At 72.7% G+C, this 19,012-nt stretch carries 10 protein-coding genes; 9 read left to right on the top strand and 1 reads right to left on the bottom strand.

Annotated elements, in window-relative coordinates:
• The first annotated feature begins 67 nt into the window (after positions 1-67).
• The 7 genes from glgX to ACFV6X_RS06965 all read left to right on the top strand — a co-directional run bounded on the left by glgX (position 68) and on the right by ACFV6X_RS06965 (position 12,484).
• On the top strand, positions 68-2,305 hold the full coding sequence (gene glgX, locus ACFV6X_RS06995; protein ID WP_385378788.1) for a glycogen debranching protein GlgX: 2,238 nt from the start codon (positions 68-70) through the stop codon (positions 2,303-2,305).
• A gap of 102 nt (positions 2,306-2,407) precedes the next feature.
• A complete protein-coding gene (locus ACFV6X_RS06990; RefSeq protein WP_385378785.1) occupies positions 2,408-4,192 on the top strand; it encodes an ABC transporter ATP-binding protein in 1,785 nt (594 codons plus the stop codon).
• On the top strand, positions 4,189-6,045 hold the full coding sequence (locus ACFV6X_RS06985) for an ABC transporter ATP-binding protein (RefSeq protein ID WP_385378783.1): 1,857 nt from the start codon (positions 4,189-4,191) through the stop codon (positions 6,043-6,045). The genes ACFV6X_RS06990 and ACFV6X_RS06985 overlap by 4 nt, the downstream gene beginning before the upstream one ends.
• A gap of 34 nt (positions 6,046-6,079) precedes the next feature.
• Complete coding sequence (locus ACFV6X_RS06980; RefSeq protein ID WP_385378780.1) at positions 6,080-7,825, top strand: ABC transporter transmembrane domain-containing protein; 1,746 nt, start codon at positions 6,080-6,082, stop codon at positions 7,823-7,825.
• A complete protein-coding gene (locus ACFV6X_RS06975) occupies positions 7,822-9,606 on the top strand; it encodes an ABC transporter ATP-binding protein (protein ID WP_385378777.1) in 1,785 nt (594 codons plus the stop codon). The genes ACFV6X_RS06980 and ACFV6X_RS06975 overlap by 4 nt, the downstream gene beginning before the upstream one ends.
• A 252-nt stretch (positions 9,607-9,858) precedes the next feature.
• Positions 9,859-11,910, top strand: a complete 2,052-nt coding sequence (locus tag ACFV6X_RS06970) for a M4 family metallopeptidase (RefSeq protein ID WP_385378774.1) — start codon at positions 9,859-9,861, stop codon at positions 11,908-11,910.
• A gap of 64 nt (positions 11,911-11,974) precedes the next feature.
• The gene (locus tag ACFV6X_RS06965; protein ID WP_385378771.1) at positions 11,975-12,484 is read left to right on the top strand and encodes a DUF1990 family protein; all 510 of its coding nucleotides are present in this window, start codon (positions 11,975-11,977) and stop codon (positions 12,482-12,484) included.
• A 32-nt stretch (positions 12,485-12,516) separates the two neighbouring features.
• On the opposite strand, the gene ACFV6X_RS06960 is transcribed toward ACFV6X_RS06965, so the two are convergent.
• Entirely contained in the window at positions 12,517-15,138 is a 2,622-nt protein-coding gene (locus ACFV6X_RS06960) for a glycosyltransferase family 1 protein (RefSeq protein WP_385379296.1), read from the bottom strand.
• Positions 15,139-15,406: 268 nt separating this feature from the next.
• Between ACFV6X_RS06960 and ACFV6X_RS06955 the strand changes: the two genes are divergently transcribed.
• The gene (locus ACFV6X_RS06955; RefSeq protein WP_385378768.1) at positions 15,407-16,609 is read left to right on the top strand and encodes a S8 family peptidase; all 1,203 of its coding nucleotides are present in this window, start codon (positions 15,407-15,409) and stop codon (positions 16,607-16,609) included.
• Between the two features lie 216 nt (positions 16,610-16,825).
• Entirely contained in the window at positions 16,826-18,916 is a 2,091-nt protein-coding gene (locus ACFV6X_RS06950) for an alpha-1,4-glucan--maltose-1-phosphate maltosyltransferase (protein ID WP_385378765.1), read from the top strand.
• Positions 18,917-19,012: the final 96 nt, after the last annotated feature.

Below are 19,012 nucleotides of genomic sequence, written 5' to 3'. Positions count from 1 at the left end.
GGCTCCGCGGAAGGGACGCCGCGGGCCCCGGCCGACGTCGTCGACACGAGCCGCGGGAGGCTGACAGGTGTCCAGCGCAGCCGAGCAGGAGACGGTGGCCGGGCAGGGCGGACGCCCGGCCGCCGCGTTGAACGGCGCGCCGCGCGCGGCGCCGGCCGCCGCGGTGGCCGTGTGGCCGGGTGCGTCGACACCGCTGGGGGCCCGGTTCCGGGTCGGCCCGGACGGGGTGGCGGGCACCAACTTCGCCCTGTGGGCGGGTGGGGCGGAGGCGGTGGAGCTGTGCCTGTTCGACGAGGACGGCACGGAGCGACGCCATCGCCTCAGCGAGCTGACCCATGAGATCTGGCACGGCTTCGTGCCGGGGGTGATGCCGGGGCAGCGCTACGGCTACCGCGTGCACGGCCGTTGGGACCCGTGGACCGGCGGCCGGTGGAATCCGGCGAAGCTGCTGCTGGACCCGTACGCGCGCGCGGTCGACGGCGACTTCGGGCTGCCGCCGGAGGTCTACGGACATGTCCGGGACTGGCCGCAGCAGCAGGTCGCGGACACCGTGCGCGACGAGCGGGACTCGGCGCCGTACGTCCCGAAGGGCGTCGTCGTGCATGACGACGACGACTGGGCGGACGACCGTCGGCCGAAGACGCCCTGGGCGGACTCGGTGATCTACGAGCTGCATGTGCGCGGCTTCACCAAGCTGCACCCGGGGATTCCCGAGGAGCTGCGCGGCACGTACGCGGGGCTGGCCCACCCGGCGGCGATCGACCACCTCACGCGGCTCGGCATCACGGCGGTCGAGCTGCTGCCCGTGCACCAGTTCGCGCACGAGGACCATCTGCTGCGCCGGGGCCTGAGGAACTACTGGGGCTACAACTCCATCGGCTACTTCGCCCCGCACGCCACGTACGCCGCGTCCGGCACGCGCGGGCAGCAGGTCGGGGAGTTCAAGCGGATGGTGCGCGCGCTGCACGCGGCCGGGATCGAGGTCATCCTCGACGTCGTCTACAACCACACCGCGGAGGCGGGCGAGCTGGGCCCGACACTGTCCCTGAAGGGCATCGACAACCGTGGCTACTACCGCCTCCAGTCCGACGCCCGCCGCTACGCCGACTACACCGGCTGCGGCAACACGCTGCACGTCGTCCAGCCGCACGTGCTGCGCCTCATCACCGACTCGCTGCGCTACTGGGTGACCGAGATGGGCGTGGACGGGTTCCGGTTCGACCTGGCGGCGGCGCTCGCGCGGTCCATGCACGACGTGGACATGCTGTCCCCCTTTCTCGCCGTCATCGCGCAGGACCCGGTGCTGCGGCGGGTCAAGCTGATCGCCGAGCCCTGGGACGTCGGCTCCGGCGGCTACCAGGTGGGGGCCTTCCCACCGCTGTGGACGGAGTGGAACGACCGCTACCGCAACGCCGTGCGGGACTTCTGGCGGCACGCGCTGCCGGACGTACGGGAGATGGGGTACCGGCTGTCGGGCTCCAGCGACCTGTACGCCTGGGGCGGCCGGCGGCCGTACGCGTCGGTCAACTTCATCACGGCGCACGACGGCTTCACGCTGCGGGACCTGGTCTCGTACGAGCGCAAGCACAACGAGGCGAACGGGGAGGGCAACCGGGACGGCACGAACGACAACCGGGCCTGGAACTGCGGGGCGGAGGGCGAGAGCGGCGAGGAGCGGGTGCGGGCCCTGCGGCGCAGGCAGCTGCGCAACCTGCTGACCACCCTGCTGCTGTCGACGGGCGTGCCGATGCTGGTCGCGGGCGACGAGCTGGGGCGCACACAGCGCGGCAACAACAACGCCTACTGCCAGGACAACGAGATCAGCTGGCTGGACTGGGACCTGCTGCACGAACCGGGCTGGAAGGCCCTGTTCGACCTGACGGCCCGGTTGATCGAACTGCGCCACCGGCACCCGGTGCTGCGGCGGCGGGCGTTCTTCTCCGGCCGGGCGCACTCGGCGGACGGGCTGCGGGACCTGGCGTGGTTCACCCTGCGGGGCACGGAGATGACGGAACGGGACTGGTACGCGCCCGCGGCCACGCTCGGCATGTATCTGTCGGGCAGGGACATCCCAGGCCGCGACGAGCGGGGGGCGCCGATCGTCGACGACAGCTTCCTCGCCGTGCTGCACGCCGGGGAACGGCCGGTGAGCTTCGTCCTGCCGGGACCGCCGTGGGCGGAGCGCTACGAGGTCGTCGTCGACACGTCGCAGGAGGAGCAGGCGGCGGCGCCCGGGGTGACGTACCCCGCGGGGCAGGCGATCACGGTGCCGGGACGGTCGGTGCTGCTGCTGAAGGTCGGCTGAGGCGGGGCCCCTGGAACGCGCAGGTCGTAGGTCCATCGACGGACGGTGGTCCGGCCAAAACCCGGTGGGCGTTGTCAGTGCCGATCCGTAGGCTCGCTCCTGATGTCCACGACACGTGCCACCTCGCCCGGAGACCGCTCCGCCGTCCGCTCGCTGCTGCGCCTGTGGCCCTATGTCAGGCCGGTGCGGGCCCGTCTGTTCACCGCCGCGTTCGTCGCGATAGTCGCGTCCTGCGTCGGACTGGTGATCCCGCTCGTGCTCAAGTGGCTCGTGGACGGGCCGATCGCCGGCCGGGACCCGGCGGGCGTGTGGCTCGGCGCGCTGTTCCTGCTGCTGCTCGGGCTGGGCGAGGCCGTGCTGTTCGGGCTGCGGCGGTGGCTCGTGGCGCGCCCGCTGGCGGGGGTCGAGGCGGCGATGCGGGCGGATCTGTACGGGCATCTCCAACGGCTGCCGGTGGCCTTCCACGACCGGTGGGCCTCGGGCCAGTTGCTCTCCCGGGGCACGACCGATCTGATGCTGCTGCGCATGTTCCTGGCCTTCCCGCTGACGTTCTTGCTGGTCAACGGGGTGACAATTCTCGTCGGCGTGATCATCATGCTGGTGCAGGACCTCACGCTGGGGCTGGTGATCCTCGGGCCCGCGGTGCCAGTGATCGTCAGCTGCGCGATCTTCGAGAAGCGGTACGCCGCGGTGGCACGGCGCGCGCAGGACCAGGTCGGTGATCTGACGACGGTGGTCGAGGAGGGCGTGCTCGGCATCCGCATCATCAAGGGGTTCGGGCGGCACCGCACTCAGGCGCGGGCGTTCCGGGAGCTGGCGCGGACGCTGCGGGGGACGGAGCTGACGAAGGCCCGGCTGCTGGCGGCGATCCTGAGCGTCGTCGTGACGCTCCCGGAGGTGGCGATCGGGGCGGCGCTGGTGCTGGGGGCCGTGCGGGTGGCGGACGGAAGTCTGTCGGCGGGGACGCTGGTGGCCTTCCTGTCCACGGCGCTCGCCCTGCGGTGGCCGGTCGACTCGATCGGCTTCCTGCTGGCGATGAGCCAGGAGGCGGCGACGGCCACCGAGCGGTACTTCGAGGTGATGGACGCGGAACCGGAGGCGGCCACCGCACCGGCGAGCACGGTGAAGGACGCGCCCGAGAGGGGGCTTCGCTTCCACGCCGTCAGCTTCCGCTATCCCGACGCCCCCACCGGCTCCCCACCCGTCCTCGCCCACATCGACCTGCACATCCGCCCCGGCGAGTCCATGGCTCTCGTCGGCGCGACCGGCAGCGGCAAGACCACCCTCACCGCGCTCGTCCCCAGGCTGCACGAGGTGACCGGGGGCCGGATCACGCTCAACGGCGCCGACATCGCCGCCATGTCCCGCGAGGAGCTGCGCACCAGGGTCGCCGTCGCCTTCGAGGAGCCGACGCTGTTCTCCGCGAGCGTCGGGGAGAACGTCCTCATGGGCGCCCCCGACGAGGCCGGGGCCGCCGATCTGGACCGCGCCCTCGCCGTCGCCCAGGCCGAGTTCACGCACGGGTTGCCGCAGGGCACGGACACCCAGGTCGGCGAGCAGGGCCTGAGCCTGTCCGGCGGTCAGCGGCAGCGGCTCGCGCTGGCCAGAGCGGTGGTGGGACGGCCGGAGTTCCTGGTCCTGGACGACCCGCTGTCGGCGCTGGACGTGCACACCGAGGCCGCCGTGGAGGCGGCACTGCGCGAGGTGCTGGCCGACACCACCGCCCTGATCGTGGCGCACCGCCCGTCCACGGTGCTGCTCGCCGACCGGGTCGCCCTGCTGTCCGGCGGCCGGATCACGGCCGTCGGCACCCACCACGAACTGCTCCGCGACAACGCCGAGTACGCCCATCTGATGTCCGGGACGGAACTGGAGGCAGCCCGGTGACCGCGTCCACATCCGCCCCCGCCCCCGTCACCGACGAGGAGCCGCGGGACGCGCCCAAGGCGGGCGACCCGTTCGACAAGGACGTCCTGCCCGCCCCGCCCGGCGCCACCGGGACGCTGCTGAGGTCCCTGCTCGCGCCGATGAAGGCCCGGGTCGCCCTGACCACCCTCCTGCTGTTCCTGCAACAGGCGGCCGTGCAGGCGGGCCCGCTGCTGGTGGCGTACGCCATCGACCACGCCGTGCCCGCGTTCCGCGCCCACGACCAGGGACCGCTGATCGCGGTGGCGGTCGGCTATCTGCTGTGCGCGGCCGCCTCCGGCGGGCTCCAGTACGCCTTCGTCGTGACCTCCGCCCGGGTCAGCCAGGACGTGCTCCTCGATCTGCGCGGCCGGATCTTCCGGCACGCGCAGGCGCTGAGCGTCGACTTCCACGAGCGCTACACCTCGGGCCGGCTGATCTCCCGTTCCACCACCGACGTCGAGTCGCTGCGCGAGCTGCTGGAGGAGGGCCTCCAGGAGCTGGTGATGGTGATCCTGTCCTGTGTGTACGTCGCGGCGATCCTGCTCTGGCTCGACCTGGGACTTGGTGCGGTGGCGGTGGCGTCGTTCGTGCCGCTGTGGTGGCTCGTACGGCTGTACCAGCGGCGGGCGCGGAAGGTGTACACGACGCGATCGACGGCGATCGCCGCGGTGATCGTGAAGTTCGTGGAGACGATGAACGGCATCCGCCCGGTGCGCGCGTTCCGCCGGGAGGCCGCCAACGACGCCGAGTTCCGGGTGCTGAACCGGCGGCACGAGCGGACGAACGGCGACGCGCTGCTGGAGATGGCCCGCTACGTCGTCGGCTCCCGGATCGTCGGCAACACGGCGGTCGCGCTGATCGTCCTGTGGGGCGCGTACCGTGTCGCGGACGACACGCTGGCGCTCGGCGTGCTCGCGGCGGCGGTGCTGTACCTGCGGCGGATGTACGACCCGATCGACCGGTTCGGCATGTTCCTCAACTCCTACCAGTCGGCGGCGGCCTCGCTGGAGAAGATCGCCGGGCTGCTCGCCCAGACGCCGTCGGTGCCGGAGCCGTCCGCGCCCAGGGAGCTCCCGCCGCTCGCCTCGGAGCACCCCGGCCGCGAGGTCGTCTTCGACGGCGTGCGGTTCGCCTACCGAACCGGCGGCGAGGTGCTGCCCCGCTTCGGCCTCACGATCCCGACCGGGCAGACGGTCGCGGTCGTCGGCTCGACCGGCGCCGGGAAGTCGACGCTGGCCAAGCTGCTGGCCCGGTTCTACGACCCGACCGACGGGCGGGTGCTCCTCGACGGGGTGGACCTGCGCGAGCTGGCCGTGCCGGAGCTGCGGCGCGGGGTCGTGATGGTGACGCAGGAGTCGTTCCTGTTCTCCGGCACGGTCGCCGAGAACATCGCCATCGGGCGGCCCGACGCGAGCCGTACGGAGATCGAGGGCGCCGCCAAGGCGATCGGCGCGCACGACTTCATCGCCGCGCTGCCCGACGGGTACGACACGGACGTCCGCAAGCGGGGCGGCCGCATCTCGGCCGGTCAGCGCCAGCTCGTGGCGTTCGCGCGGGCGTTGCTCGCGGACCCGGCGGTGCTGATCCTCGACGAGGCGACCAGTTCGCTGGACATCCCGGGCGAGCGGGCGGTGCAGCGGGCGATGGCGACCGTGCTGAAGGGGCGTACGGCCGTCGTGATCGCGCACCGGCTGTCCACGGTGGAGATCGCGGACCGGGTGCTGGTGATGGAGCACGGCCGGATCGTGGAGGACGGCAGCCCGGCCGAACTGGTCGCGGGGACGGGCCGGTTCGCGGGGCTGCACCGGGCGTGGCAGGACAGCCTGGCGTGAACAGGGGCACAGGGCACGGGAAGCGAGCAGCGCGGTGATCGACGCGTATCAGGACCCCGGCACACCCGACAGCCGGGGACCCGCCCGCTACCTGTGGTGGCTGGTGCGCAGCCAGCCGGGCCGCTCGGCCGCGGGGGCGCTGTTCGGGATCGTGTCGCTGGCGCTGCCCGCGGTGGTGCCGTACCTGCTGGCCCGCGCGATCGACGACGGGCTGGAGCCCGGTGACCGGGCCGCGCTGCTGGGCTGGGCGGCGGCCGTGCTGGCGGCCGGGGCGCTCGACGCCTGGCTGAACATCGCCCGGCACCGCACGATGACCCGGGTCCGGATGGACGCCAACTTCCGCACGGTCAAGGTCGTCGTGGGGCAGGCGGTCCGGCTCGGCGCCTCGCTGCGCCGACAGGTCGCGGCCGGGGAGGTCGTCACGATCGGCGTGGGCGACGTGCAGACCGTCGCCACCTCCCTGACGGTCGTCGGCCCGGGCGTCGGCGCGGTCGTCGCGTACGGCGTCGTCGCCGCGCTGCTGCTCGCGGTGTCGCCGCTGCTGGCCGCGGTGGTGCTGCTGGGCGTGCCGGTGACCGGCGTCCTGGCCGGGCCGCTGATGGGCCGTCTCCAGGGCACCGAGACGGCGTACCGGGAAGCGCAGGGCACGCTGACCGCGCGCATCGGCGACATGGCGGGCGGGCTGCGCGTGCTGGGCGGGCTCGGCGGCAAGGAGCTGGTCGCCGGGGCCTTCCGCCGGGACTCACGGCGGCTGCGCGACGAGGGGTACCGGGTCGGCGCGGTGAGCAGCTGGATCCAGGCGCTCGGCCTCGGCGTGCCGCCGGTGTTCCTGGCCGTGGTGACCTGGCTCGCGGCCCGGCTGGTGGCCCAAGGATCGATCACCGTGGGCGAGTTGGTGTCGGTCTACGGCTATGTCGCGGTGCTGGTGGTGCCGGTCGCGTACTTCCTGGAGTTCGGCCAGCAGGTCAGCCGGGGGCTGGTGGCCGCCCGCCGGATCGTACGGTTCCTGCGCCTCGACCCGCTGGACGGTGACGGGAGGCACGACGCCCCGGCCGAGCCGTCCGCGCTGCACGACCCGGAGTCGGGCGTGCGGGTGCTGCCGGGGCGGCTGACCGCGCTGGCCTGCGAACGCCCCGCCGACGCGGCGGAGATCGTCGACCGGCTCGGGCGGTACACGCCCTCGGACGCGATCTGGGGCGAGGTACGGCTGGACGCGATCGCGCTCGCCCAGGTGCGGGAGCGGATCCTGGTCGCGGACCACGAGGCCGACCTGTTCGCGGGGACCCTGCGCGAGGTGGTCCTCGGGCGGCGCGCCGACGCCGGCGACGCGGCCGTCGCGCGGGCCGTGCGGGCCGCCGCGGCCGACGACATCGTGCGCGGGCTGCCGGACGGGCTCGACGCGCGGATCGACGCCCAGGGCCGGAACCTCTCCGGCGGTCAGCGCCAGCGGGTGCGGCTGGCGCGGGCGCTGCTGGCCGATCCCGAGGTGCTGCTCGCCGTGGAACCGACGTCCGCGCTCGACGCGCACACCGAGGCGGCGGTGGCGCAGCGGCTGCGAGATGCCCGCGAGGGCCGTACGACCGTCGTCACCACCACCTCGCCGCTGGTGGTGGACCGGGCGGACACCGTGTACTTCCTGGTGGACGGCAAGGTCGAGGCCAGTGGGACCCATGAGGGGCTGCTGGCGTACGCGCCCGGGTACCGGGCGCTGGTGGCCCGCGACACGGAGGCCGACACGGACACCGGGTCCGGCATCGGCGCCGAGGAGGCCGTGCGATGACTTCCGGGCATGCGTCGAGCGCCACGGCCGAGCGCGCGGGCCAGTTGCCGATCGCCGGGCCCGCCGAGGTGCGGCGGGCGCTGACCGGGCTGATCCGGGCCGACGGGCGGGTCTTCGCCGCCGTGCTGACGCTGAACGCGCTGGCCGCCGGGGCGGGGCTGGCCGGGCCGTGGCTGCTGGGGCTGATCATCAACGAGGTCCGGGCGGGCGGCGGCGTCGATGTCGTCGACCGGCTGGCGCTGGCGCTCGTCGGGTGCGCGCTGGCGCAGTTGCTGCTGTCGCGGTGGGCGCGGTACGCCGGGCACCGGTTCGGGGAACGCACGCTGGCGCGGGTCCGGGAGCGGTTCGTCGACCGGGCGCTGTCGCTGCCCGCGTCGGTGGTGGAGCGGGCCGGCACCGGTGATCTGACGGCCCGGGGCACCGCCGATGTCACCGCCGTCGGCACGACGTTGCGGGACGCCGGTCCGGCGCTGATCATCGCCGCGTTGCAGGTGCTCTTCCTGTTCGGCGCGGTCGTCGCGCTGGACCCGCTGCTGGGTTGCTGCGCGCTGCTGGGCTGGCTCGGCATCTGGTTCCCGCTGCGCTGGTACCTGCGCCGGGCGCGCTCCGCCTACCTCGACGAGGGTGCGGCCACCTCGGAGGTCGCCGAGGTCCTCGCGGCCACGGCGGCCGGCGCCCGCACGATCGAGGCGTTCGGGCTGCAGAAGCACCGGATCGCGGCGAGCCGGGACGCGCTGGCACAGGCGCGGCGCACCCGGCTGCACACCCTCCGGCTGCGCAGCGTGTTCTTCCCGGCGGCGGACTTCGCGTACGCCTTCCCGGTGGTGGCCGTGCTGCTGGTCGGGGGCTTCCTGCACGAGCGGGGGACGGTGACCCTGGGGGCGGTGGTGGCGGCCGCGCTGTATCTGCGGCAGGTGACCGAGCCGCTGGACACGATCCTGGTCCGGGTCGAGCAGTTGCAAATGAGCAACGCCTCCTTCGCCCGGGTGGAGGGCCTGGCGCTGGCGCCCCGGACGGCTCCGGCCGACTCCCCCGACCCGGACGGCGACCGTATCGACGTGACCGGCGTGCGCTACTCGTACGACCGGGGCGGCGAGGTACTGCGCGGCGTCGACCTGACGATCCGGCCCGGCGAGCGGCTCGCGGTCGTCGGGCCGTCCGGGGCGGGCAAGTCCACGCTGGGCAGACTGCTGGCCGGCGTCGACGCGCCCGGCGCGGGCAGTGTGACGGTGGGCGGGGTGCCGGTCGCCGGTCTGGGGCCGGAGCGGCTGCGCCGCCAGGTCGCGCTGGTGACGCAGGAGCACCACGTGTTCCTGGGCACGGTCCGCGACAACCTGCTGATCGCCGAACCGGCGGCCACGGAGGCGCGGTTGTGGACCGCCCTCACCGCGGTCGGCGCCGACGCCTGGGTGCGCGAGCTGCCCGGCGGGCTCGACGCCGAGCTGGGCGCGGGAGGGACCCGCACCGACGGCTCGCAGGCCCAGCAACTCGCCCTCGCCCGCGTCGTGCTGGCCGACCCGCACACGCTGATCCTCGACGAGGCCACCGCGCTGCTCGACCCGGCGACCGCCCGGCACACCGAGCGCGCCCTGGCCGCCGTGCTGCGGGGCCGTACGGTCGTCGCCATCGCACACCGGCTGCACACCGCGCACGACGCGGACCGGGTGGCGGTGATGGAGTCGGGACGGATCACCGAACTCGGCACGCACGACGAGCTGGTGGCGGCGGACGGCGCGTACGCGCGGCTGTGGCGGACCTGGCACGGGGAACGGACCGGGTAGAAAGCCGTCCCGTTCGTATACCGAACGCGAACTCCCGGACAACGAACCGTTTCCGGCCAAATTTTTGACGCGCTCCTGACAGGTCAGGCCCGTGGTGTCACGCTTCTCACGGCCACTCCACAGCAACCCCACCTCCATGCCGCTGTGTTGTTCCCGTGGCCTGTGCACCTGGTTTCGCGTTCTGCCCGGACGGCCTGTTCGCCGCCCGGATCTCCCCTGGCCGCGTGACCCGCGGCCACGCAGAAGGAGTCAGTGTTGAAGAGCAGTTCCTCATCGAGCAACGGTTCCTCCCACAGACGCACCCCCCGCGTTGCGGCCGTCGCCCTTGTCGGCGTCGCCGCGTTCCTCGCCGCCGCCGTGCAGTCCGGCGCCGCGGCGGCCACCCCGGACAAGGCGCCGTCGGCGTCGGCGAAGGCCGACCCGGGCTCCCTGCCCGTCAAGCTCACTCCGGCCCAGCGCGCGGCGCTGATCCGCGAGGCCGACGCCGGCAAGGCGGACACGGCGCGGGAGCTGAGCCTGGGTTCCCAGGAGAAGCTCCTCGTCCGGGACGTCACCAAGGACGCCGACGGCACGGTCCACACCCGCTACGAGCGGACCTACGCCGGCCTGCCGGTCCTCGGTGGTGATCTGGTCGTCGAGACGTCGAAGGCCGGCGCGACCGAGAGCGTCACCAAGGCCACCCGCGCCACCATCGAGGTGCCCTCGCTCAAGCCCGCGATCGCCGGGGCGCAGGCCGAGCGGCAGGCGCTCGGCGCCGCCCGCGCCGAGGACGCCAAGAGCCCCGAGGTCAGCGGTGAGCCCCGCAAGGTCGTCTGGGCCGCGAACGGCGAGCCGACCCTCGCCTACGAGACCGTCGTCGGCGGCCTCCAGCACGACGGCACCCCGCAGGAACTGCACGTCGTCACCGACGCCACCACCGGCGAGAAGCTCTTCGAGTGGCAGGCGGTCAGGAACGGCACCGGGCACACGGTGTACAGCGGCACGGTCCCGCTCACCACGACCCAGTCCGGGTCGACGTACAACCTCACCGACGGCGCCCGCGGCAACCACCGCACGTACAACCTGAACCGCGGCACCTCCGGCACCGGCACGCTCTTCTCCGGACCGGACGACGTCTGGGGCAACGGCACCGCGTCCAACGCGGAGTCGGCCGGCGCGGACGCCCACTACGGGGCCGCGCTGACCTGGGACTACTACAAGAACGTGCACGGCCGCAACGGCATCCGCGGCGACGGCGTCGGCGCCTACTCGCGGGTCCACTACGGCAACAACTACGTCAACGCGTTCTGGTCCGACAGCTGCTTCTGCATGACCTACGGCGACGGGTCGGGCAACGCCAACCCGCTGACGTCGATCGACGTGGCCGCCCACGAGATGACCCACGGCCTGACCTCGGCCACCGCGGGCCTCATCTACAGCGGCGAGTCCGGCGGCCTGAACGAGGCGACCAGCGACATCTTCGGCTCGACCGTCGAGTTCTACGCCAACAACTCCTCCGACGTCGGTGACTACCTCATCGGCGAGGAGATCAACATCAACGGCGACGGCACGCCGCTGCGTTACATGGACAAGCCGAGCAAGGACGGCGCGTCGAAGGACAACTGGTACTCGGGCATCGGCTCGATCGACGTGCACTACTCGTCCGGTCCCGCGAACCACTTCTTCTACCTGCTGAGCGAGGGCAGCGGCGCCAAGGTCGTGGGCGGCGTCAGCTACGACTCGCCGACCGCGGACGGCCTCCCGGTGACCGGCATCGGCCGGGCCAAGGCAGAGCAGATCTGGTTCAAGGCGCTCACCACCAAGTTCACCTCCACCACCAACTACGCGGCCGCGCGCACCGGCACGCTGGCGGTCGCCGGTGAGCTGTACGGCACGACGAGCGCCGAGTACAAGGCGGTGCAGGACGCGTGGGCGGGCGTCGCGGTCGGTTCGCGTCCCGGCGGCCCGGGCGGCGGCACCTCCTTCGAGAACACCGCCGACGTGTCCATCCCGGACAACGGGGCGGCCGTGACCTCCTCGATCGCCGTGTCCGGGCGGGCGGGCAACGCCCCGGCCAACCTCCAGGTCGCCGTGGACATCGTGCACACCTGGCGCGGTGACCTGGTGATCGACCTTCTGGCCCCGGACGGGACGGCGTACCGCCTGAAGAACTTCAGTTCCTCGGACTCGGCGGACAACGTCAACGCCACCTACACCGTCAACGCCTCCTCCGAGGTCGCCAACGGCACCTGGCGGCTGCGGGTGCAGGACCAGGCGGCACGGGACACCGGCTACATCAACAGCTGGAAGGTGACGTTCCCGTAAGCCAGTTCGTGACGGCGGCACCCGGCGGGCGGTCGACGCCGGGTGCCGCCCTACTCTTGGCCGCATGTCGTTCACGTACGAGGATGTCGGCGCGACCCGCGAGACGGGTTTCTGCCCACCCGGCTTCCACCCCCTGCATGTGCGCACCCGCATCGGCGAGGGCGAGCGGGTGTTCCGCCGGGCCGCCGACGCCGTGAGCACCTGGGAGATGCACCGCGCGGCGGGCCTGGGCGTCGAGACCGCCGCGGACCGCGCCGCCCCCGGCGTCGACGTCACCCTCACCCTCGCCGGCGTGATCAAGGCTCCCTGCCGCGTCGTCTGGACGGTCGCCGAGTACCGCCGCGCGGGCTGGGCCTACGGCACGCTGACCGGCCACCCGGAGTGCGGCGAGGAGGCGTTCGTGGTGGAGCGGACGGGGGACGGCACGGTGTGGCTGACGGTGTCGGCGTTCAGCCGCGCCGCGAAGTGGTACGTCCGGGCGGGCGGCCCGGCGAACCGGGGGTTCCAGACGGCGTACGCGCGGCGGTGCGGGAAGGTACTCCGCCAGCTGTGCGAGCCGGAGAACGAGTACTGAGACCGGGAGCCCCTCCCGCACCGCGCGGCGCGTCAGCGCAGCAGCACCCCCGCCGCCCCCTCGACCACGTCCTGCGACGGCACCGCCACCAGTCCCAGCTCCGCGCTGGTCGCCAGCAGTCGGTGCGCGGGCAGGATCCGCACCGTGTAGCCGTACGGCCCCGTCCGGTCCAGGGCCAGCGGGCCCTCGTACATCCAGCGCCCTTCCAGGTCCGGTCCGCCCGCCGGTTTCAGCGGGACCGCGGTGGCGTCGGCGATGCGGTCCTCGGGGTCCACACGGCCGGAGACCGCCTGGACCTCCACGTCGTCGGGGGCGAGGTCACCGAGGGCGACCCGGACGCGGAGGGTGAGGGTGGAGCCGAGCTCGGCCGTCGCCGTGGTCGCGGACGTCTCGACGTGGTCGACCCGCACGCCGTGCCAGGACCGGCGCACCCGGTCCTTCCACTCGGCCAGTTCGCGGGCCGCGTCCGCCGCCATCGTGCGGTGGGCGCGGGCCGCGGGGGCGTACAGCCGCTCGACGTACTCGCCGACCATGCGGCCCGCCAGCACCTTCGGGCCGAGCAGCATGAGCGTCTGGCGGACCATCTCGATCCAGCGGTCGGGCAGTCCGCCGGTGCCACGCTCGTAGAAGCGGGGGGTGATCCGCTGTTCGAGCAGGTCGTAGAGCGCCGCCGCCTCGATGGCGTCACGGCGGTCGGGGTCCGTGCCCGCGCCGTCCGCGGTCGGGATCGCCCAGCCGAAGTCGGGCTGGAACCACTCGTCCCACCAGCCGTCCAGCACGGAGAGGTTGAGGCAGCCGTTGAGCGCCGCCTTCATGCCGCTGGTGCCGCAGGCCTCCAAGGGGCGCAGGGGGTTGTTCAGCCAGATGTCGCATCCGGGGTAGAGCTTCTGCGCCATCGCCATGCCGTAATCCGGCAGGAAGACGATCCGGTGCCGTACCCGCGGGTCGTCCGCGAACCGGACCAGCTCCTGGATGAGCCGCTTGCCGCCGTCGTCGGCCGGGTGCGCCTTGCCCGCGACGACGATCTGGATCGGCCGCTCCGGGTGCAGCATCAGATCCATCAGCCGGTCACGGTCACGCAGCATCAGCGTCAGGCGCTTGTACGACGGGACGCGCCGCGCGAACCCGATGGTGAGGACGTCGGGGTCGAGCACCCCGTCGATCCAGCCCAGCTCGGCCGTCCCCGCCCCGCGCTGCCGCCAGGAGGCCCGCAGCCGCTCGCGTACCTCGGTCACCAGCTGTTCGCGCAGATCTCGGCGGAGCTCCCAGATGTCCTGGGCGGGGATGTCCGCGACGGCGTCCCAGCGGTCCCCGCCGGCGCCGGTGAAGGCGTCCTCGGCGCGCTGGGCGCCGACCTGCCGCGCACCGAGCCGGAACACCTCGGGGGCGATCCAGGTCGGCGCGTGCACTCCGTTGGTGACGGAGGTGATCGGCACCTCGTCGGAATCGAACCCGGGCCAGAGCCCGGAGAACATCCCGCGGCTGACGTTGCCGTGCAGCAGGGAGACACCGTTGGCGCGCTGGGCCAGGCGCAGCCCCATCACGGCCATGTTGAACAGGTTGGGCTCCCCGCCCGGGTACGTCTCCATGCCGAGCCGCAGGATGCGCTCGACGTCGATGCGCGCGAGCTCGGCGTCGGGCCCGAAGTGCCGGGCGACCAGCTCGCGGTCGAAGCGGTCGATGCCGGCGGGGACCGGGGTGTGGGTGGTGAAGACCGTACCGGCGCGGACGGCCTCAAGACCGGAGTCGAAGTCGAGCCCGGCGTCGCAGAGTTCGGCGATCCGCTCCAGCCCGAGGAACCCGGCGTGCCCCTCGTTGGTGTGGAAGACCTCTGGCTCGGGATGCCCGGTGAGCCGGCAGTACGTCCGCACTGCCCGCACACCTCCTATGCCCAGCAGCATCTCCTGCAGCAGCCGGTGCTCACTGCCGCCGCCGTACAGCCGGTCGGTCACGCCCCGCTCGCCGAGGTCGTTCTCCTCGACGTCCGAGTCGAGCATCAGCAGCGGGACCCGGCCGACCTGGGCCAGCCAGATCCGGGCGCGCAGCTGGCGCCCGCCGGGGAGGGCGAGGGTGACCTGGGCGGGCGTGCCGTCCTCCTCCTTGAGCAGGACGACGGGCAGCTCGTTGGGGTCGAGGACGGGGTAGTGCTCCTGCTGCCAGCCGTCCCGGGAGAGGGTCTGCCGGAAGTAGCCGTGCCGGTAGAGCAGCCCCACCCCGATCAGCGGTACGCCGAGGTCGCTGGCCGCCTTGAGGTGGTCGCCGGCGAGGATGCCGAGTCCGCCGGAGTACTGCGGCAGGGCCGCCGTGATGCCGAACTCCGGGGAGAAGTAGGCGACGGCGGCGGGCAGGTCACCGGACTGCGCCTGGTACCAGCGGTCGCCCGTGACGTAGTCGCCGAGGTCGTCGGCGGCGGTGGTCAGCCGGCGCAGGAAGCGGCGGTCCTCGGCCAGCTCGGCGAGCCGCGCGGGCGGGACGCTGCCCAGCAGCCGCACCGGGTCGCCGCCCGAGGCGGCCCACCGCTCCGGATCGACGGACTGGAACAGCTCGCGCGTCTCCGTGTGCCAGGACCAGCGCAGATTCCGCGCGAGATCACTGAGCGGCCGAAGGGGTTCGGGGAGAACGGGTCGGACGGTGAATCGACGGATCGCCTTCACATTCCACCTCGTCAGCATGCGGAGAAGGACGCACAGCGGTGTGCGTCCCGTCATCGATATCGACGGTAGTGGCTACCCGGCGTCGCCGTGGCCGACTTCGGGCGCGCCCCTGGAACGACCTTCATCCGCCCCTGATGGGCGATATGGCCGATTCCGCACGCACACGCGTCCTTGTGGTGGTTCCACCCGCACGAGAAGCTGCCGAACGGCGTACCGCCGGCGCGTCCACGCGGCGGTGGGCGAGGGGTCCAGGAGGGGGACGCGGAGGATGACATGGACGCGATCGTGGCGGCTGCGCCGGATGGGAGGCCTGACCGCGGTGGCGTGCGTCGTGGTCCTGTCGGCCGGAATTCTCCCCGCGCAGGCCGCACCCGGGGGGCGGACAGCCGGGGCCGGAGCACCCGGTTCCGTCAGCGGCAGTTATGTGGTGACGCTCAAGGGGGGTACGAAGGCCTCCTCGGCGGATGGAAGGAGGACCGCCGGGGAGTACGGGGTGAGAATCAGCCATATTTACGACACTGTGCTGAACGGGTTCGCCGTACGGGCCGACGAGGGGCAGGCGAAGCGGCTCGCGGCCGATCCGCGGGTCGCGTCCGTGGTCCAGGACACCCGGGTGGCCGCCGGGTACACCCAGAAGAACCCGCCCTCCTGGGGGCTGGACCGCGTCGACCAGCCGAGTCCGCAGCTCAACCGGCGTTACACCGCACCGGACTCGGCGGGGAGCGGCGCCACCGTGTACGTGATCGACACCGGGATCCGCATCACCCACAAGGAGTTCGGCGGGCGGGCCGGGTACGGCTGGGACTTCGTCGGCGGGGACAAGTCCGCAGGTGACGGCAACGGACACGGCACGCACGTCGCCGCCACCGTCGCCGGCCGCAGCCTCGGCGTCGCCAGGAGGGCCAGGGTCGTCGCCGTCCGCGTGCTCGACAACGCGGGCGAAGGGACGACCGCCCAGGTCATCGCCGGGATCGACTGGGTGACCAGGCACGCCCGCAAGCCGGCCGTCGCCAACCTCAGCCTGGGCGGCTCGCACCACGCCCAACTCGACGCCGCCGTACGCAAGTCCATCGCCTCCGGCGTGACGTACACCGTCGCCGCGGGCAACGACGGAGCCCCGGCCGGGCGCTACTCGCCGGCGGGCGTCCGTGAGGCGATCACCGTCGGCGCCACGAATCGCACCGACACCCGGCCCTCCTTCTCGAACCACGGCCCGGCACTGGACCTCTTCGCACCGGGCGTGTCGATCACCTCCGCGAGCCATCGGAGCGACACCGGCAGGGCCGCCTTCTCCGGTACGTCGCCGGCGTCACCGCACGTGGCGGGCGCCGCCGCGCTGTATCTGGCGGGTCATCCGAAGGCCACGCCGGCGCAGGTCTCCAGGGCGCTGGTGGCGGGCGCCGTCTCGGGGAAGGTCTCCGCGCGGGGCCCCGGTTCACCGAACAAACTTCTACAAGTACCGCGGTCGTAGCGGCGCATTCGAGACATGGTGCAAGCGTCGGCCCCGTTCGTCCGGAACGGGGCCGGTCTTGTGCGTAGACATACGCGTGAGTAGTTAACAAAGTGCCGGATTGCCCACCCGAATAGGGTGGGAAGGCTCCTGCGGTACGCCCCACAGGCACACCCGCGCACGACCCACCTCCCCACCAGCCATCCGCCCACCCAGTTGACGCGGAACGGAGCGGTGATGCCCGCAACGCACCACTCGTCAGCACCTCCGACAACCAGTACCGAGAGCACGCAAGCACCACCCGTGCGCCCGGCCGACGCCGGTCCGCCGGCCGCGGAGCCACCCTCCGCGGACGAGAGCACCGCCGTCGGGCGCATACCGGTCCTCGACGTCCGCCCGGTCGTCCAGCACGGGCGCCGGCCCGCGAAGGCGGTGACCGGCGAGACGTTCGAGATCTCGGCCACCGTCTTCCGTGAGGGTCATGACGCGGTCGCCGCCAACCTCGTGCTGAGGGATCCGGACGGTCTGCCCGGCCCCTGGACGCCGATGCGCGAACTCGCCCCCGGCACCGACCGCTGGGGCGCCACCGTCACCGCCGGCCGGGCCGGCCTGTGGATGTACACCGTGGAGGCGTGGGGCGACCCGGTCAGCACCTGGCGCCACCACGCCCAGATCAAGATCCCCGCGGGGATCGACACGGAGCTGGTCCTGGAGGAGGGCGCGCGGCTGCACGAGCGCGCCGCCGAAGGAACGCGCGACAGCGAGCGGTCCGTGCTGCTCACCGCCGTCGCCGCCCTGCGCGACGAGTCCCGCCCCGCCGCCTCCCGGCTGGCCGCCGCGCTGACGCCGGAGGTGGACGCGGTGCTCGCGCGGTATCCGCTGCGGGAGTTGGTGACCGCGTCGCAGCCGCTGCCGCTGCTGGTGGAGCGGGAGCGGGCGCTGTTCGGGTCCTGGTACGAGTTCTTCCCCCGCTCCGAGGGAACGCGGGAGTGCCCGCACGGCACGTTCCGCACCGCCGCGCGGCGTCTCCCGGCGATCGCCGCGATGGGTTTCGACGTGGTCTACCTGCCGCCGATCCACCCGATCGGCAGCACCTTCCGCAAGGGCCCCAACAACGCGCTGTCCGCCGGACCGGACGACGTCGGCGTGCCGTGGGCGATCGGCTCGCCCGAGGGCGGGCACGACGCCGTCCACCCCGACCTGGGCACCCTGGACGACTTCGACTGGTTCGTCGCCCAGGCCAGGGCCCACGGGCTGGAGATCGCACTCGACTTCGCGTTGCAGTGCTCACCGGACCACCCCTGGGTGGACAAGCACCCGGAGTGGTTCCACCACCGCCCCGACGGCTCCATCGCCTACGCGGAGAACCCGCCCAAGAAGTACCAGGACATCTACCCGCTCGCCTTCGACCGGGACATGGACGGCCTGGTCACCGAGACGCTGCGGGTGCTGCGGCACTGGATGTCCCACGGCGTGCGCGTCTTCCGCGTCGACAACCCGCACACCAAGCCGGTGGTCTTCTGGGAACGCGTCATCGCCGACGTGGGCCGCACCGACCCGGACGTGATCTTCCTGGCGGAGGCCTTCACCCGCCCCGCGATGATGCACACCCTGGCCCAGATCGGCTTCCAGCAGTCGTACACCTACTTCACCTGGCGCAACACGAAGCAGGAACTGACGGAGTACCTGACCGAACTTTCGGGTGAGGCGGCCTCCTACATGCGGCCCAACTTCTTCGTCAACACGCCCGACATCCTGCACGCCCACCTCCAGCACGGCGGCCGGCCCGCCTTCGAGGCCCGTGCCGTCCTCGCCGCCACCCTCTCCCCCACCTGGGGCGTCTACTCGGGCTACGAACTCTGCGAGAACGTCCCCCTGCGACAGGGCAGCGAGGAGTACCTCGACTCGGAGAAGTACCAGCTCAAGCCACGTGACTGGGACGCCCCGCACAGCATCGCCCCCCTCATCACGCGGCTCAACGCGATCCGCAGGCAGCACCCCGCCCTGCGGCAGTTGAGGGACGTGCACTTCCACCACACGGACAAGGAAGCGGTGATCGCGTACTCGAAGCGCTCGGGATCGAACACGGTTCTGGTGGTCGTCAACCTCGACCCCCACCACACCCAGGAGGCCACGGTCTCGTTGGACATGCCGCAACTCGGCCTCGACTGGCACGAGTCGGTGCCGGTGCGCGACGAGCTCACCGGCGAGACCTACCACTGGGGCAGGGCCAACTATGTGCGCCTGGAACCCGGCCACCGGCCGGCGCACATCCTCACCGTCCTGCGACCGTCCACCCCGCAGATCGGAGGGTCACCCACAACATGATCGTCAACGAGCCCGTGCCGGACACCTTCGAGGACACCCCCGCCAAGGACCGGGACCCCGAGTGGTTCAAACGTGCCGTCTTCTACGAAGTCCTCG

Source organism: Streptomyces sp. NPDC059861 (genome assembly GCF_042731435.1).
GTDB lineage: Bacteria > Actinomycetota > Actinomycetes > Streptomycetales > Streptomycetaceae > Streptomyces.
Note: the sequence above shows the minus strand (reverse complement) of the source record. Positions and strands in the feature narration are given on the sequence as shown.